This window comes from Hydrogenophaga pseudoflava, assembly GCF_004353865.1.
Lineage (GTDB): Bacteria > Pseudomonadota > Gammaproteobacteria > Burkholderiales > Burkholderiaceae_C > Hydrogenophaga > Hydrogenophaga pseudoflava.
In genome coordinates, this window is record NZ_CP037867.1 from 362,679 (window position 1) to 378,670 (window position 15,992).

Annotated in this window: 15 protein-coding genes; all 15 read right to left on the reverse strand. The window is 68.6% G+C overall.

Annotated features, from left to right (window positions below; all coding sequences use genetic code 11):
* Positions 1-39: 39 nt before the first annotated feature.
* The 15 genes from HPF_RS01820 to HPF_RS01890 all read right to left on the reverse strand — a co-directional run bounded on the left by HPF_RS01820 (position 40) and on the right by HPF_RS01890 (position 15,992).
* Positions 40-711 (reverse strand): response regulator transcription factor, encoded by a 672-nt coding sequence (locus tag HPF_RS01820; protein WP_133155595.1) that lies wholly within the window; start codon positions 709-711, stop codon positions 40-42.
* Positions 708-3,608, reverse strand: a complete 2,901-nt coding sequence (locus tag HPF_RS01825; RefSeq protein ID WP_165961640.1) for an ATP-binding protein — start codon at positions 3,606-3,608, stop codon at positions 708-710. The genes HPF_RS01820 and HPF_RS01825 overlap by 4 nt, the downstream gene beginning before the upstream one ends.
* Positions 3,609-3,638: 30 nt before the next feature.
* Entirely contained in the window at positions 3,639-4,442 is an 804-nt protein-coding gene (locus HPF_RS01830; RefSeq protein WP_133155597.1) for a 2-keto-4-pentenoate hydratase, read from the reverse strand.
* A gap of 34 nt (positions 4,443-4,476) precedes the next feature.
* Positions 4,477-5,754, reverse strand: coding sequence for an ABC transporter substrate-binding protein (locus tag HPF_RS01835; protein ID WP_133155598.1), 1,278 nt, complete (start codon positions 5,752-5,754; stop codon positions 4,477-4,479).
* Between the two features lie 57 nt (positions 5,755-5,811).
* The gene (locus HPF_RS01840; protein WP_133155599.1) at positions 5,812-7,197 is read right to left on the reverse strand and encodes an amidase; all 1,386 of its coding nucleotides are present in this window, start codon (positions 7,195-7,197) and stop codon (positions 5,812-5,814) included.
* A 72-nt stretch (positions 7,198-7,269) separates the two neighbouring features.
* Entirely contained in the window at positions 7,270-8,064 is a 795-nt protein-coding gene (locus HPF_RS01845; protein ID WP_133155600.1) for a 1,6-dihydroxycyclohexa-2,4-diene-1-carboxylate dehydrogenase, read from the reverse strand.
* Between the two features lie 2 nt (positions 8,065-8,066).
* Positions 8,067-8,318: a 2-hydroxymuconate tautomerase gene (locus tag HPF_RS01850; RefSeq protein WP_255284263.1), complete on the reverse strand. Its 252-nt coding sequence runs from the start codon at positions 8,316-8,318 to the stop codon at positions 8,067-8,069.
* Entirely contained in the window at positions 8,276-9,253 is a 978-nt protein-coding gene (locus tag HPF_RS01855) for a Bug family tripartite tricarboxylate transporter substrate binding protein (RefSeq protein WP_066160050.1), read from the reverse strand. Before HPF_RS01855 ends, HPF_RS01850 begins: the two co-directional genes overlap by 43 nt.
* 12 nt (positions 9,254-9,265) lie before the next feature.
* Complete coding sequence (gene dmpG, locus HPF_RS01860; protein WP_133155601.1) at positions 9,266-10,303, reverse strand: 4-hydroxy-2-oxovalerate aldolase; 1,038 nt, start codon at positions 10,301-10,303, stop codon at positions 9,266-9,268.
* Positions 10,304-10,406: 103 nt separating this feature from the next.
* On the reverse strand, positions 10,407-11,321 hold the full coding sequence (locus HPF_RS01865) for an acetaldehyde dehydrogenase (acetylating) (protein ID WP_066160056.1): 915 nt from the start codon (positions 11,319-11,321) through the stop codon (positions 10,407-10,409).
* Between the two features lie 31 nt (positions 11,322-11,352).
* Positions 11,353-11,928: an antibiotic biosynthesis monooxygenase gene (locus HPF_RS01870; protein ID WP_066160060.1), complete on the reverse strand. Its 576-nt coding sequence runs from the start codon at positions 11,926-11,928 to the stop codon at positions 11,353-11,355.
* A gap of 25 nt (positions 11,929-11,953) precedes the next feature.
* Entirely contained in the window at positions 11,954-12,742 is a 789-nt protein-coding gene (gene dmpH, locus HPF_RS01875; protein WP_133155602.1) for a 2-oxo-3-hexenedioate decarboxylase, read from the reverse strand.
* A gap of 126 nt (positions 12,743-12,868) precedes the next feature.
* Positions 12,869-13,654 carry a 2-oxopent-4-enoate hydratase gene (gene dmpE / locus HPF_RS01880; RefSeq protein ID WP_133155603.1) on the reverse strand — a complete coding sequence of 262 codons (786 nt, stop codon included), beginning with the start codon at positions 13,652-13,654 and terminating at the stop codon, positions 12,869-12,871.
* Between the two features lie 26 nt (positions 13,655-13,680).
* On the reverse strand, positions 13,681-14,541 hold the full coding sequence (locus tag HPF_RS01885) for an alpha/beta fold hydrolase (protein ID WP_133155604.1): 861 nt from the start codon (positions 14,539-14,541) through the stop codon (positions 13,681-13,683).
* Entirely contained in the window at positions 14,538-15,992 is a 1,455-nt protein-coding gene (locus HPF_RS01890) for a 2-hydroxymuconic semialdehyde dehydrogenase (RefSeq protein WP_133155605.1), read from the reverse strand. The genes HPF_RS01885 and HPF_RS01890 overlap by 4 nt, the downstream gene beginning before the upstream one ends.

Sequence of the window (15,992 nt, forward strand, 5' to 3'; positions counted from 1 at the left end):
TTTAGGGAGCACGGGGCGCGCGCACCATTGGACTTTGGTTTATCCGGCGGCTAGGGAATTCCCTTGTCCGTTGGGCGGCAGCGGTTCGCCGGTGGCGTTGCGCAGGCGTTCCAGCATGCCGATCAGCATGGGCACCGAGGTGGCCTGCATCTTCTCCATCAGGTTGTGGCGGTGCACCTTCACCGTGACCTCGCTGATGCCCATGCGGTCGGCGGTCTGCTTGTTGCGCAGGCCCTGCGAGAGCAGCGCCAGCACCTCGCGCTCGCGCGGCGTCAGTGAGGCGAAGCGGTCCTTGAGCACCTGGATCGATTCGCTGTCCCGCAAGACGGCATGCGAGCGCTCCAGCGAGGCCTCGATGGCGTCGAGCAGATCCTCATCGCGGAACGGCTTGGGCAGGAACTCCATCGCACCGGCCTTCATCGCGCGCACGGTCATCGGGATGTCGCCGTGGGCGGTGATGAAGATGATCGGCAGTTGGGGGTGCAGTGTCTGCAACTGGCGCTGCAGCTCCAGCCCACTCAGCCCGGGCATGCGAACATCGAGCACCAGGCATTCTGGTTCGAGCTTTGAGCGCGCGTAGTGGTCGAGGAACTCGGTGGCCGAGGCGTATGTCTCGACGCGCAGGCCGAACGAACGCAGCAGGCTGCTCACCGCTTCGCGCATCGACAGGTCGTCGTCGACCACGTGCACCAGGGCGTTTCGTGGCGTCATGGCGCGGGGTCCGGCAAGGCCTGCGGCAGGCTGAAGCTGAAGGTCACGCCGGGCCCGGGGTTGGGCGTGTACCAAAGGCTGCCGCCGTGCGATTCGACGATGGAGCGGCTGATCGCCAGGCCCATGCCCATGCCGTCAGGTTTGGTGGTCTGGAAGGCGTCGAGCATCTTGTCCTGGATGGCCGGGGCGATGCCGGGACCGCTGTCGATGACGTTCACCTGCACTCCGTCGGGTTGCTGACAGGCGGTGATCTGCAGCATGCCGGTGTGGGCGTCGCCGCTGCGAGCCATGGCCTCCAAGCCGTTCATCACCAGGTTGAGGATCACCTGCTGGAGCTGGATGCGGTCGGCCAGCACCTCGGGCACCGGTGCCGAGGCCAGGTGCACGATCTCGATGTTCCGCGCCTGCGCCTCGCTGCGCACCAGTTCCAGCACGTCGCGGATCGTTTCGTGCAGGTCGAGCGGCGTGTGCCGTGTCTCGTGGCGCTGCACGAAGCGCCTGATGCGGGTGATCACCTCACCCGCGCGGTTGGCGTCGCGGATGATGCGGCACACCGCGGACTTGGCCTCGGGCTCGTTGGGCGGCGAGCCGTTCAGCCAGCGCAGGCTGGCATGGCCGTTGGCGACGATGGCGGCCAGCGGCTGGTTGACCTCGTGCGCAATCGAAGCGGTAAGCTCGCCCAGCGTGCTCACGCGCGCCACCTGGGCCAGTTCTGTGCGGGTGCGCAGCAGGTCCTGTTCGGCCCGCCGCTGTTCGGTGATGTCCTGGGCAACCACCACCAGTAGCTGCTCGGCATCGATCTCGTCGGGCACCAGCGCCACGCTGGTGTTGGCCCACACCAGGGCGCCGTCCTGGCGCTGGAAGCGGCGCTGCACATGGTATTCGGCCACCTCCCCGTCCAGCAGACGCTCGATGCGGCGCTGCGTCGGCGCGCGGTCCTCGACCGGCGTGATGCGCGCCAGAGTGACCGCGCAGATATCGGTCTCGCTGTGGCCCACCATGGCGCGGAAAGCAGGGTTGGCAGCCCGGATCGCGCCGCTCGCACCCACCAGGGCGATGCCCACCGGCGAGTGTTCGTAGATCGTCCACCAGCGGTGCTCGGAGGCTTGCAGCGCGCGCCGGCTCTCGATCAGGCTGTGGGTGAGCCCGGCCAGGTCGTTGCTCTGCGACAGCAACTCGCGTTGCAGACCGTCGCGGGCGAGCTTCATGGTGGCGAGGTTGCGCACGCGCGCGCGCAGCTCCTGGGCCGAAAACGGTTTGGTCACATAGTCCTGCGCGGCTCCGGCGAGCAGGCGTGCGCGCAAGGCCGCATCGTCCCGGGCGGAGAGCACCAGAACAGGCAGGTCCTGCAGGCCAGGCACGGCGTGCAGCGCGTCCACCAGACGGTCCCCGCCCAGGCGGGGCAGCATCAGGTCCGTCACCAGCAAGTCGGGGGGGGAGGCCAGCGCGGCGTCCAGAGCCGCCTCTCCGTCAGAGGCCGAGGTCACCTGGAACTCGTCGCTCAGCGCGTCGCAGATGAAGCGGCACATCTCGGGGTTGTCTTCCACCACCAGGATGCGCGGTGCATCGGCGGACGCGCGGGCCATCCGGGGCGCTTCGTCGGGCGGGGTGAGTTCGGCCAGCGCGGGGTTGGGCGCAGGGGCCGGGCGCGGGCGAGCGGGCGACACCCCGTGCAGCGCGGCCGCCTCGGGCGGTGGCTCCAGCGGCAGTTCCACTTGGAACAGCGAACCGCCACCTGCGGCCGTGGTGACCCCGATGCTGCCGTGCATCAGTTCGGTGAACTCCTTGGCGATCGCCAGGCCCAGACCGGTGCCTCCGAAGTTGCGAGTGGTGCCAGTCTGCCCCTGGCGGAAGCGCTCGAAGATCTTCTGCTGCATCTCGGTCGATACGCCGGGTCCGGAGTCCTGCACAGAGATCAGGCAGCGACCCGGACCGGAGCGTTCAAGCGCGCAGCGCACGCGCCCACCGGGTGGAGTGAATTTGAAGGCGTTGGACAGCAGGTTCTGCAGGATGCGCTCGGTCTTGTCCTGGTCCAGCGTGGCGCACAGTGTGTCGGGCGCGAAGACAACGTAGCGCAGGTCCAGCTTGGGCGCCACTGCGTGGAACTGTTCGGCGTGCTCGCGCACCAGGGCCGCGAGGTCGAACGGTGTGTAGTGCAGGTCCATGCGCTCGGCGTCGAGCTTGGAGAGATCGAGCAGGTCGTTGACGTGTTTGAGCAAGGCGGTGGCGTTTCGCTGGATCACACCGAGCTGGCGCCGCAGCTGGTCTGGCAGCCGACTGTCTGAGGCCAGCAGTTCTTCGGCGGGACCGAGGATCAGGGCCAGTGGCGTGCGCAGCTCGTGGCTGACGTTGGCGAAGAAGTCGCTCTTTTGCTGGTCCAGCTGCCGCACTCGGGTGAGCAGGGCTTCAAGTTCGGCGTTCTTGCGCGCGATCTCTTCTTCCGCACGCTTCTTTGCGGTGATGTTGCGACCTTCGGCCAGCAAGAAGACCACCTTGCCCTGCGTGTCCCGCACCGGCAGCAGCGAGTAGTCGACCACGATGGTCTCGTCGCCCGCAGCCTGACCGTAGATTTCCATGTCGCAGCGGATGAACTCGCCGCCCTGGGCACGACGCACGAAGTCGCGCTGCAACTCGGTGGTTTCGCGCGACACCTGGAACCAGCGCGCTTCCCAGAACGGCCGGCCCCGGATGTCGGCCAGATCCACGCCAGCTCCTTCCAGTGCGGCCCGGTTGATCTCCAGTGTGGTGCCCTCGGCGTCGAGCAGGCCGACGAACTGGTACATCGAGTCGAGCACGATGCGCGCAAGCTTTTCGTTGCGTGTCTGGGGGGAGTCGGTCTGGCTGAGCGAGACCGCGCCGACCTGGTGCGGTCGTGTGTCGGCAAACGGAGGCTGCATGGTCATCGTTCTGACGCCTTCGGGCTGTGTTCAAACGGCGTCGGCCCGTCGGCGCACGCCGACGTCGACCGACCACCCGTCCCCGGACCAGAAGCGGGCCGAGAGGCGGGCTCCCGGCGCCAGCGGTTGCGCGGCGGTGAGACCGCCCGTGATCACCCAATCCCCCGCTTCCAGCCGCCGGTCGTTCGCCGCCAGCTCCTGCGCGAGGCGGACCAGCGCGTCGAGTGGGTGGCCGTCGGCGCCGGCGCCCACGCCACGACCCAGCTCGGCGTGTCCGTCGCTCAGCCGCACCGCCACGGTGTCCAGCGCCATCGGGTCGGTCACCGGCAGGCGCGGCCCGACGACCAACTGGCCGGCGGACGAGTTGTCGGCGGTGTTCTGTTCCAGGTTGAAGCGGTAGCCGGTCCAGGTGGAGTGCACGACTTCGAGGCAGGCGTACGCAGCTTCCACCGCGGCGGCCACGATGTGGCGGTCGACGGGCGCGCGTCGCGCGTCCAGGGTGGTCCTGAGGCGCAGACCGATCTCGGGCTCCACGCGCGGCTGCACCAGACGCTCGTTCACGGCGTCGTCCGAACCGAGCAGCATCCGGTCCGTCAGCGGCCCGATGTTGGGCCGGTCAATGCCCATCTGGCGGCGCATCAATTCCGATGTGTAGCCCAGCTTCCAGCCGACCACGCGCTCACCGGCGGCCAGGCGCAGGGCGAGCAGCGCGCGCTGAATGGCGTAGGCGGTGGCGAGGTCGGGCGTGCCGATGGTGGCCTCGGCGTCCAGGGTGCGCCCGGCCTGGCGGGCGGCCCAGATGGTCTCGGCGAGTCGGGTGTTTTCGTCGGTCATGGAGGGCTCTGCCGTGTGGTTCGTGCAGACGGCGCTAGACCGCCTGAGGCACCTTCAGTTCCTCGGTCCTCGGGATGAACGGCGATCGCGTGTTGTCCACCACGTGCAGCACCCAGCGACCGTTCGGACCGCGCTGCCACTGTCCGCCGACGGCGGGGGTGATGCAGACGTTGCGGTTGGGGTGGCTGTTGCGCCAGTTGAGCGGGCCAACCACGGTGTTGACCTGCATGCGCGCGACAGCGTCTCGCACGGCGGCGCGGCCGAGGTTGCTGGCGGTGCGGAAGGTCTCTGCGACGACTTCCATCAGGGCATGTGAAAAGCCGAGGGTCTGCAGCCAGGGTTTGCCGGTGGCGACCTCGTAGGTCCGGGTGACTTCGGACGCCTTCTGTCCGGTGAGCTTCGAAGTGAAAGGCCAGGCGGGCGACCACCAGACTTCGTTGGTCAGGGCCAGGCCCTCACGGTGCACGGCGGCGACAGTGTCCGGAAAGGGAAAGGCCTTGGCGATGGAGGCCATGCGCGGCTTGTAGCCGACCTGTTGTGCAGCGCTGAAAAACGCCATTGCTGCGGGCGGCGGCAGCACGCCAGTGACCGCCTGGATGTTGGCGGCCTTGAGCTTTTGTGCCAGTGCCGCCCAGTTGGGGTTGCCCAGCGGCACGCGATCGGGCACCCAGAGCTCCAGGCTCCGGGTTTTCATCGGGCCGGGGAAGGCCTTGACGAACGCGTCGCCGTCGATGTCGTCGCCGAAGATGCCACCGATCTGTTGACCCACGTCGGCCTTGGCCAGCAGCGAGCTGTAGACGTCGGAGAAGTCTTCGAGGCCGCAGAAGAAGTGGAAAGTCCAGTCGAAGCCTTTGACCGGGTCGCCTTTGCGGCCGTAGAACCAGGCCTGCCACGGCGCAATGGCGGTGACGCACGGGACGCCCGCCGCTTCGCAGACGTCCGAGACCGGGTTGCATATCTCGGGTGTCGCGGTGGCAAGCACAAGGTGCACGCCCGAGGCGATCAGCTCCCGCGCCAGCGCCTGCGCCCTGGCGGACGATGAGGCCGCGTCGTGCAGTTCGACCTGCACCTTGCGCAGCTTGCCGTTCGGCCCGGGGATGCCTGCGTTCAGGCGCGGCGAGAGCAGGTCGACAGCGTACCGGTCGGTGACGCCGAACGCCGCGAGTGCGCCGGTCTGTGGCGAAATCCACGCGACGCGGACCGTGTCTTCATCGGCGGCCAGCGCGGTGCCGCTGGCGAGAGCGGCAGCGCCAGCACAGGCTTGCTGGAGCCAGTCGCGCCGGGTCAGCGTGGGTCGGGTGGGGATGGTCATGAAAGTGTCTCCTGTGGTTTCACCAAATGGCCCCCTGGCCCCTGGTGCCGGTTTTTCTCAAGGGACGACGGTGCCCAGTACGTCGAAGCCCTTGCCAATCAATGATTCGATGCTCAGCGCAATGCCGATCAACGGTCCTTCGGCCTTGGGCGGCCCCATCAGCTGCAGGCCCACCGGCATCCGGTTGGCGTCGAGGCCCACGGGCATGGTCAGCGCGCACCAGCCGAACAGGTTGCTGATGGCGGTGTTGCGCATGGCCTTCATGTTGGCCGGCGCGTAGGTCTCCACCGTGCCGATGTCGGCCAGGCGCGGCGGCGAGGCGGGCACGGTGGGCGTGAGCAGGACGTCGACGTCGTCGAACACCCGGGCCGCGCTCGCGCCGCAGCGCTGCAGCACGGCCTTGCGCCGCAGGTACTCGACCGACGACACCTGCTCGGCCCAGCGCACGCGGTCGCGCACCACCGGGTCCAGCCGCTCCACCTTGTGCGGGAAGTGCTGGTCGAGGTAGGCCGCGAGTTCGGACGCTGCGAGGCCGCCGCGGCGGAAGATGTCGAAGGCTTCCTCGCAGTGCGGCAGCGGGAACCGGACCACCTGCGCGCCGGCCTGGGCGAGGCGCTGAACGGCCGCTTCGACGGCGGCGGCGATGCTCGGGTCGATGTCGTCCCAGAAGTGGTTGGTCGGCACGCCGACGCGCAGTCCTTGCACGCGCACCGGGGCAGGCGCGGGCAGGCCCAGGCTCTCTGTGTCGAGGGCGGCGAACGCGTAGGCCAGGTCTTCCACCGTGCGGGTGAGCACGCCCGCGGTGTCGAGCGAGGACGACAGGGGCACGATGCCCTCGACCGGCCAGCGTCCCACGGTGGTCTTCAGGCCCACCTGTCCGGTCATGGACGCGGGCACGCGCACCGAACCGGCGGTGTCGGTGCCCAGCGCCAACAGGGCGCTGCCCTGCACCAGCGAGACGCCCGCGCCCGCGCTGGACCCGCCTGGCACGCGGTGCTCGTGGGGCGACCAGGGGTTCCAGGGCGTGCCCCAGTGGGCGTTGACGCCAAGACCCCCGAACGCGAACTCGACCGTGTGCGTCTTGCCGACCACGATGCCCAGTTGCCGCTGCAGCCGCGCGACCAGCGGGCCGGCCGCCTGCCAGGCCTCGGACAGGGCTTCGTCGCTGCCCGCAAACACCGGCAGGCCGGGCACGCCGTACAGGTCCTTCACCGACACCGGCAGACCCATCAGCGGGCCCAGGTCCAGGCCCTGGTCCAGCAGGGTGTCGACCGCCGCGGCGGCGCTGCGGGCGCGCGCGCCGTCCCAGGTCTTGTAGGCGTTGAGCCGGGGTTCCGTGCGCGCGTGGTGTTGCGCGCAGGTGTCGATCAGGGCCACCGCCGTCAGTTCGCGGCGGCGCAGGCGGGCGGCGTGTTCGGCCAGCGACAGGTGGGCAGCGTTCAAGGGCCTTCTCCTCGGGTTGTGGTGAACAGGGTGGGACCCATTGTCACCACCCGGCCGCCAGGTCCGCGGCCCTCAGCCGATGGCGCCGCCGCCCACGAACAGCACCTGGCCGGTGATGTACGAGGCCTCGGGCGCGCCCAGGAAGCCGATGGCCGCGGCGATCTCTTCCGGCGTGCCGAGGCGGTTCATCGGCGTGTCGCGCAGCGACTGGGTGTAGATGGCTTTCATCCAGCCGGTCTCGGCCTCGCTCAGCGGCTGCGGGTTGCGCGGCACGATGCGCTGGCCGTTGTCGATGGCACCGGGCGAGACGCAGTTGACGCGCACGCCGAATTCGGCGAGTTCCATCGCCATGGCGACGGTCATCGCGTGCACGCCACCCTTGGCCGCGGCGTAGGGCACGCGGTAGATGCCGCGCGTGGCGATGGAGCCGACGTTGACGATGGCACCATCGCCCTGGCGCTTCATCAGCGCCGCCATTTCGCGGCAGCACCACAGCGTGGGCCAGAGCGAGCGGCTGATCTCGCGCTGCATTTCGTCGGGCGTGTATTCCCAGAACGGCTTGGCCCAGATGGTGCCGCCCACGTTGTGCACCGACACGTCGACGCGGCCATGGGCCTGCAGGGCCGCCTGCACCACAGCCTGCGCGCCTTGGTGCTGCTCCAGGTCGGCGGCCACCAGCAGGGCCTCGCCGCCCTCGGCGGTGATCTGGTCGCGCACCGCCTCGCAGGGGCCGGTGGCGCGGTCCACCAGCACCACGCGCGCGCCCTCGGCCGCCATGCGCAGCGCGCAGGCCCGGCCGATGCCCTGCGCGGCGCCGGTCACGACGACCACGCGCCCCTGGTAGCGCTGGGCGGCGATTCCGGTCATGGTCAGCGGCCGAGGTCTTTGGCGCTGACGCCCGCGATGCCCCAGTTCTCCTTGGGCATTTCGTGGATCCAGACGCGGATGGTTTCCTTCTTCGCGTCGGTGGCCTCGTGCAGCGCCTGGGTGACCTTCTCGATCACGGCCTTCTTCTGCTCGGGGGTGCGGCCTTCGAGTATGTAGATCTGTGCGAACGGCATGGTGGTGGTCTCCTGGGTCAGTTGGCTTTGATGTCCAGCTTGCGGATCAGGGCACCCCAGCGGTTGTTCTCGGCCTTGATGAAGGCGCCGAACTCCTGGGGCGTGGTGACGCGCAGGTTGCCGGAGATGTTGTCGAACGCGGCCTGGGCCTCGGCGGTCTTGGCGCCTTTGGCCCAGGCGTCGTGCAGCTTCTGCACGAGGGCGGCCGGGGTGGCGGCGGGGGCGACCAGGCCGAACCAGGTCTCTACCGCGAAGCCGGGGTAACCGGACTCGGCCACGGTCGGCACGTCCGGCAGCGCGGCGGCGCGCGTGGGCGATGTGACCGCCAGCGCCTTGAGCTTGCCCGCACGGATGTGCGGCAGCGTGGTGGCCAGCGAGCTTTCCATGCTCATGATCACCGTGCCCGAGAGCAGGTCCGGCACGATCTGGCTCGACCCCTTGTAGGGGATGTTGGTGAGTTCGATGCCGGCCACCGACTGCAGCAGCTCGGCGGCCAGGTGGTTGCTGGTGCCGATGCCGGACGTGGCGTAGCCGAGCTTGCCCGGGTTGGCCTTGGCGTAGGCCACCAGACCCTTGAGGTCGGCGAACGGTGCGCTCGGGTGCACGACGATCACGCAGGGCGTGGTGCCCACCAGCGAGATCGGGGCGAAGTCCTTTTCCACCTGGAACGGCAGCTTGTCGTAGAGGTAGGGCGCGATGGCCAGGCTGCTGATGGCCGACAGCCCGATGGTGTAGCCGTCCGGTGCGGCCTTGGCCACCGCGTCGGTGCCGATGTTGCCGCCCGCGCCGGCCTTGTTCTCGACCACGAAGGACTGGCCCAGGGCGTCGCCCATGGCCTTGGCCGCGGTGCGGCCCATGATGTCGGTGGGGCCGCCCGGCGGGAAGGGCACGATGAGCTTGACGGGGCGGGCGGGGTAGGCGTCCTGCGACCAGCCGGCCGTGGGTGCCAGGGCCAGACCGGCCCCCACGGAGGCGATGAAATCTCTGCGTTGCATGGGCTGTGTTCCTCAGGCGGCTTTTTTCTGTTGGCGGGCGTCGCGCTCGCGGGCCATGGTCATGGCGGTGTCTTCGATCATGTCTTCCTGGCCGCCGACCATCTTCTTGCGGCCCAGCTCGACCAGGATGTCGCGCGCCGACAGGCCGTACTTGACGGCGGCGCGCTTGGCGAACAGCAGGAAGCTGCCGTACACGCCGGCGTAGCCCAGCGTGAGCGCGTCGCGGTCGATGCGGATCGGGAAGTCCATGATGGGGGTGACCAAGTCTTCGGCCACGTCCTGGATCTTCCAGACGTCCACACCGGTCTGCACGCCCATGCGGTCGAGCACGGCGACCAGCACTTCCATGGGCGTGTTCCCCGCGCCCGCGCCCAGGCCGGCGGCGGCGGCGTCGATGCGCGTGGCGCCACATTCAATCGCGGCGACCGAGTTGGCGACGCCCATGGCCAGGTTGTGGTGGCCGTGGAAGCCCAGCTCGGTCTCGGGCTTGAGCGCGTCGCGCACCGCCTGCAGGCGGGCCTTCACGTCGGCGGGCAGCATGTAGCCGGCCGAGTCGGTGATGTAGATGCAGTTGGCGCCGTAGCTCTCCATCAGCTTGGCCTGTTTCACCAGGCCTTCGGGGCTGTTCATGTGGGCCATCATCAGAAAGCCCACGGTGTCCATGTCGAGCTTGCGCGCGTAGGTGATGTGCTGCTCGCTCACGTCGGCCTCGGTGCAGTGCGTGGCGACGCGGATGGTGTGCACGCCCAGGCCGTGCGCCATCTTCAGGTGGTCGACGGTGCCGATGCCCGGCAGCAGCAGGGCCGAGACCTTGGCCTGTTTCATCAGCGGGATCACGGTGCCCAGGTATTCCTCGTCGCTGTGGGCGGGGAAGCCGTAGTTGACGCTGGAGCCGCCCAGGCCGTCGCCGTGGGTCACCTCGATCAGCGGCACACCGGCGGCGTCCAGGCCGCAGGCGATGCTCTTCATCTGCTCGAGCGTCATCAGGTGGCGCTTGGGGTGCATCCCGTCGCGCAGGGTCATGTCGTGCAGGGTGATTTTGGTGCTCATGTGAATCTCTTTCGGATGTCTTTGCGAGGGCTGCCGCAGAACCGGCTTTGCCGAGCTGCAGGCTGCGCCCCCTGCAAGGGAGTGACGCGAAGCGGCGCGGGGGTTAGGCCATGCTTGGTTCGAGCACGAGCTCGCCCTTGAGGATTTCTTCGGCGAACATCTCGGCGGTGCGCGCGGCGGCGGCCGTCATGATGTCCAGGTTGCCGGCGTACTTGGGCAGGTAGTCGCCCAGGCCCTCGACCTCCATGAAGACCGAGACGCGCTGGCCGTCGAAGACCGGGCCGTTGACCAGCTTGTAGCCCGGCACGTACTTCTGCACTTCCTTGATCATGTCGTGCACGCTCTTGGTGATGGCGGCCTCGTCGGGCGTGCCTTCGACCAGGCAGTGCACCGTGTCGCGCATGATCAGCGGCGGCTCGGCCGGGTTGATCACGATGATGGCCTTGCCCTTTTTCGCGCCGCCCACCTTCTCGACCGCGCCGGCCGTGGTGCGGGTGAACTCGTCGATGTTCTTGCGCGTGCCGGGGCCGACCGACTTGCTGGACACGGTGGCCACGATCTCGCCGTAGGCCACCGGCTGCACGCGGCTGACCGCGTAGACCATGGGGATGGTGGCCTGGCCGCCGCAGGTGACCATGTTCACATTCATCTCGCGCTGGCCGACGTGCTGCTTGAGGTTGACGGGCGGCACGCAGTAGGGGCCGATGGCCGCGGGCGTGAGGTCGATCATCATCGCGCCCTGCGCGTTGACCTTGCGCGAGTTCTCGGCGTGCACGTAGGCGCTGGTGGCGTCGAACACGATCTGCACGCCGTCGGCCTTCATGTGCGGGATCAGGCCGTCCACGCCCTCGGCGGTGGTCTTGATGCCCATTTCCTTGGCGCGCTTGAGGCCGTCGGAGTTGGGGTCGATGCCGACCATCCACACGGGTTCGAGCACCGGGCTGCGCTGCAGCTTGGCCAGCAGGTCGGTGCCGATGTTGCCGGGCCCGATCAGGGCGCACTTGATTTTTTTCGTCATGGGTTGACTCCAGAAAAAAGGAAAACGGGGCTCAGGGTCGGGCGTGCAGCCAGCCGGCCAGCCAGCGGGTCAGGCGCGGCGCCACCACCCAGGTCATGAGGACCACCACCAGCACGGTGATGACCATGGTGCGCGGCACCAGCGGCCAGTCGGCCAGCAGCGGCGCCACGGTGAGGAACAGCAGCAGCACGGTGGGGAAGATGCCCAGCCAGGTCACGACCGCCACCTTCCAGCGCGGCGGCGGCGCCTTGGTGGTGCTGCCCGCTGGCGCGAACCAGTAGTCCAGCCCGCTGACGCGGCGCATCTCCTGCGCACCGACCGTGTGGGGCGCGACCTGCGCCAGCCAGTGCGAGCGCTCGGGCGAGTCCTGCCAGGCGGCCAGGTGCGCGTCGTTGTCGAACGCGAACACCACGTGGTAGAGCAGGGGCTCGTCGCCGCTGCCGGCCTCGCCGGGCCGCACCAGCTGTCCGCCCAGGTGGCCGGGGAAGTGGGTTGCCGCATCGATCATGCCGGCCATGGCCGCCTCGAAGCCGGCCACCGCACCGGGCGCGACCCGGCGCGTGACCAGCACGGTCACGGCGCGCGAAGGGGTGGCGGGTGCGTTCATGGGCGCAGGCTTCGCAGGGTGGTGCTCAGACGAAGCGCATGCCCACCGTGCCCAGGTCCTGGAAGCGCACGTTCACGCTGTCACCGGCCTGCACCGCGATGGCTTCGGTCACGCCACCGGTCATGATGAAAGTGCCCGCCGGGATTTCCTGCCCGCGCGCGCCCAGGTGGTTGGCCAGGGCGGCGATGGCGGCGGCCGGGTGGCCCATCACGGCGGCGCCGGCGGCCATGGCCACGATCTGGCCGTTTTTCTCCAGCACCACGCCCAGCGTGCGCAGGTCCAGCTCGTCCACGCGGCGGGCACGGCCGCCGATGACGAAGCGCGAGGCCGAGGTGTTGTCGGCGATCACGCTCTTGAGGTCGAACTTGAAGTCGCGGTAGCGGCTGTCGATGATCTCCACGCCGGGGATCACGAAGTCGATGGCGGCCATCACGGCGCCGACGTGGCAGCCCGGTCCCTTGAGCGCGGTCTTGGTGACGACGCAGATCTCGGCCTCGACCTTGGGGTGGATGAGTTCCGACGTCTGGATGTCGCTGCCTTCGGCGCAGGCCATGTAGTCGCTGACGAAGCCGAAGACCGGCGTTTCCACGCCCATCTGCTTCATCTTGGCGTAGGAGGTCAGGCCGCACTTGAGGCCCACGGTCTTGTGGCCACGGCCTTCCTTGCGCGCGCGGATGATGTCCTGGATCGCGTAGGCGTCGTCCCAGTCCATGTCCGGGTGGTCGTCGGTGATCTTGGTGACGTCGTGCGCCTTCAGCTCGGCGTTTTCCAGGTGTTCGGCCAGCTGGGCGAGGGTGTTCTTGTCGAGTTTCATTTCAATGGTCCTTTGCAAGTGCCAAGCAATGTGAAGTGCCTTGGCCAGGAACGCGGCGGAACCGGCTTTGCCGGGCCGCACCGCGTTGCCCCCTTGAGGGGGTCGCGCGAAGCGCGGCGGGGGTGGTCACGCCGTGAAACGCACCGACGTGCCACCGAGGCCGCCGACGCTGCAGTACAGGCTGTCGCCCGCGACCACGGGCACCAGCGGAGACTGCGAGCCCGAGAGGATGATGTCGCCGGCCTTGAGGCCGATGCCCAGACGGCCGAGCGTGTTGGCCAGCCAGGCGACCGCGTTGACCGGTGAGCCCTGCACCGAAGCGCCGCAGGACGTGCTGATGATTTCGCCGTTCTTTTCGAGCACCATGCCGGCCAGCGCGAGGTCGATGTCGCGCGGGCTCTTGCGCAGGCCGCCGAGGGTGAGCACGCCACACGACGCGTTGTCGGCCACGGTGTCCTGGATCTTGATCTTCCAGTCCTTGATGCGGCTGTCGACGATCTCGAAGCAGGGCATCACGCAGTCGGTGGCGCGCAGCACGTCGGCCGCGGTCACGCCCGGGCCTTCGAGGTCGCGCGCCAGGATGAAGGCGACCTCGGCCTCGGCTTTGGGCGCGATCATGGTGCTCACGGAGATGGGCTGGCCTTCGTTGTAGACCATGCCCGAGAGCAGGTGGCCGAAGTCGGGCTGGTTGACCTTGAGCATGTCCATCACGACCTTGCTGGTCACGCCGATCTTCTTGCCGACCACATGTTCACCGGCGTCCAGGCGGCGCTGGATCATGCGCAGCTGGATCTGGTAGGCGTCCTCGATGGTGATGTCCGCTTCGCGGTCGGTCAGCGGGGTGACGGGCTGGCGGTCGAGCAGCGACTGGTAGAGCTCGTCGCCGTACTGCTGGATCTTCTGTTTGTCCATGGTGTGTGTCGGATGGGTGAAAAAGGTCAGGCGGCGGCCCGCGCGTCGGCTTCGGCGAGGAAGTTCGACACCAGTTGGACGAAGCGCGACGCGTGCTCGATCTGCGTCCAGTGGCCGCAGTGGCCGAACACGTGCAGCTGGCTGTTGGGAATCCACTGGCTCAGCGTGAGCGAGGTCTGTAGCGGAATCACCTGGTCCTCGCGGCCGTGGACGATGAGCGTCTCGTGCGGCAGCGCGCGGATCGCCGATTCGGGGCTGGCCATGGCGTCGACCCAGCGCTGGCGCGGGGCCGGGAACATGGCCGAGAAGGATTCCTGGAAGCCGGGGCGGACGCTGGCCTGGTAGCGCAGCTCGGCCAGTTCGTCGGTGACCAGGGAGCGATCGTGGGCGAACACGTCCATGATGCGCTTCATGTTGTCCAGCGACGCCTCGTAGCCCCAGACCGCGTCGAGGCCCGGCGTGATCGGGAAGGGCACACCCACGGAACCCATGAGCACCAGGCGGCGCACGCGCTGCGGCGCGCGGATGGCCAGTGCCAGCGAGAGCGCGCCGCCGAAGCTGTTGCCGACCACGTCGGCCTGCTCGACACCCATCGCGTCCAGCAGGTCCAGAGCCTGCTGCACCCAGGTGTCCATGTTGTAGGTGATGCCGGCCGGGCGGTCGGTGTAGCCGAAGCCCACCATGTCGGGCGCGATCACGCGGCGGTCCTGGGCGATGACTGGCATCGCCAGGCGCCAGTTGGCCCAGGCGCTCACGCCCGGACCGGAGCCGTGGATGAACAGCACCGGCGGCTGGCCCGGCTTGGAGCTGCCCAGGTCGTGCACGTTGCTGTTGAAGCTGCCCGTGCGGACGCTGCGGGCGATTTCGGGGTTGTGCGGTGCGTTCACAGCTTCACCATGACGTTGCGAAGCTCGGTGTAGAACTCCAGGGAATGCACGCCGCCTTCGCGGCCGATGCCCGAGGCCTTGGCGCCGCCGAAGGCGGTGCGCAGGTCGCGCAGGAACCAGCTGTTGATCCAGCACAGGCCGACCTCGATGGCCGCGGCCATGCGGTGCGCTTTGCCCAGGTCCTGGGTCCAGACGGTGGTGGCCAGGCCGTAGTCGGTGGCGTTGGCCAGTGCGACGGCTTCCTCTTCGGTGTCGAAGGGGGCGATGTGGCAGCAGGGGCCGAAGATCTCTTCGCGGATCACGCTGGCGCTCTCGGGCAGGCCGGTCCAGATGGTGGGCTGCACGAAGTGGCCGTTGGCGTACTCACCCGTCATGGCCGGTTCGCCGCCGCCGGTGACGACGGTCGCGCCCTCGGCCTTGGCCTTGGCGTAGTAGCCCATGACCTTCTGCTTGTGTTCGGCCGAAATCAGCGGGCCGATGCCGACGCCGGGCATGTCGGGGCCGCCGATCTTCAGACCCTCGGCCTTCTCCTTGAGCGCGGCGACGAATTTGTCGAAGATCGGGCGCTGCACGTAGACGCGCTCGGTGCCCAGGCAGACCTGGCCGCAGTTCTCGAAGGCGCTGCGCGTGATGCCGGCAATGGCCTTGTCGAAGTCGGCGTCGGCGAACACGATGCCGGCGTTCTTGCCACCCAGCTCGAAGCTGACGGGGCGCACGCCCTTGGCGGCCGCGGCCATGATGGCCTCGCCGGTGCGGGTTTCGCCGGTGAAGGTGATGCCGTTGACGCCCGGGTGCTTGGTGATGAACTCGCCGGCCGAGCCGGGGCCGAAGCCGTGCAGCACCTGGTACACGCCCTTGGGCACGCCGACCGCGTTCATCACCTCGCCCAGCAGGGTGGCGGTGGCGGGCGTCTCTTCCGAGGGCTTGACGATCACGGTGTTGCCGCAGGCCAGGGCCGGGCCGACCTTCCAGGTCATCAGCAGCAGCGGCAGGTTCCAGGGGCAGATCACGCCGACCACGCCCAGGGGCGTGCGCAGGCCGTAGCTGATGGCCGTGCCGCCGTCGGGCGTGGTCATCTGGAAGCTCTCGGTCGGCACGTTCTTGACGATGTCCGCAAAGATCTTGAAGTTGGCGGCGCCGCGCGGGATGTCGATGTGCGAAGCCAGCGAGCGCGGCTTGCCGGTGTCGGCCAGTTCGGCGGCGAGGAAGTCGTCGAAGCGGCGGTTGATTTCGTCGGCCACCGCGTGCAGCAGTTCGGCGCGCTTGACCACGCTCATCTTTCCCCACTCGCCCTTGAGCGCGGCGCGGCCCGCGGCCACGGCCGCGTCGACCTCGGCCTGGCCGGCCTCGTGCACCTGGCCAACAACTTCATTGGTGGCCGGGTTGCGGTTTTCGAAGGTCTTGGCGGTGGCGACGAATTCGCCATTGATGAAGTTCAGAAACTGTTTCAT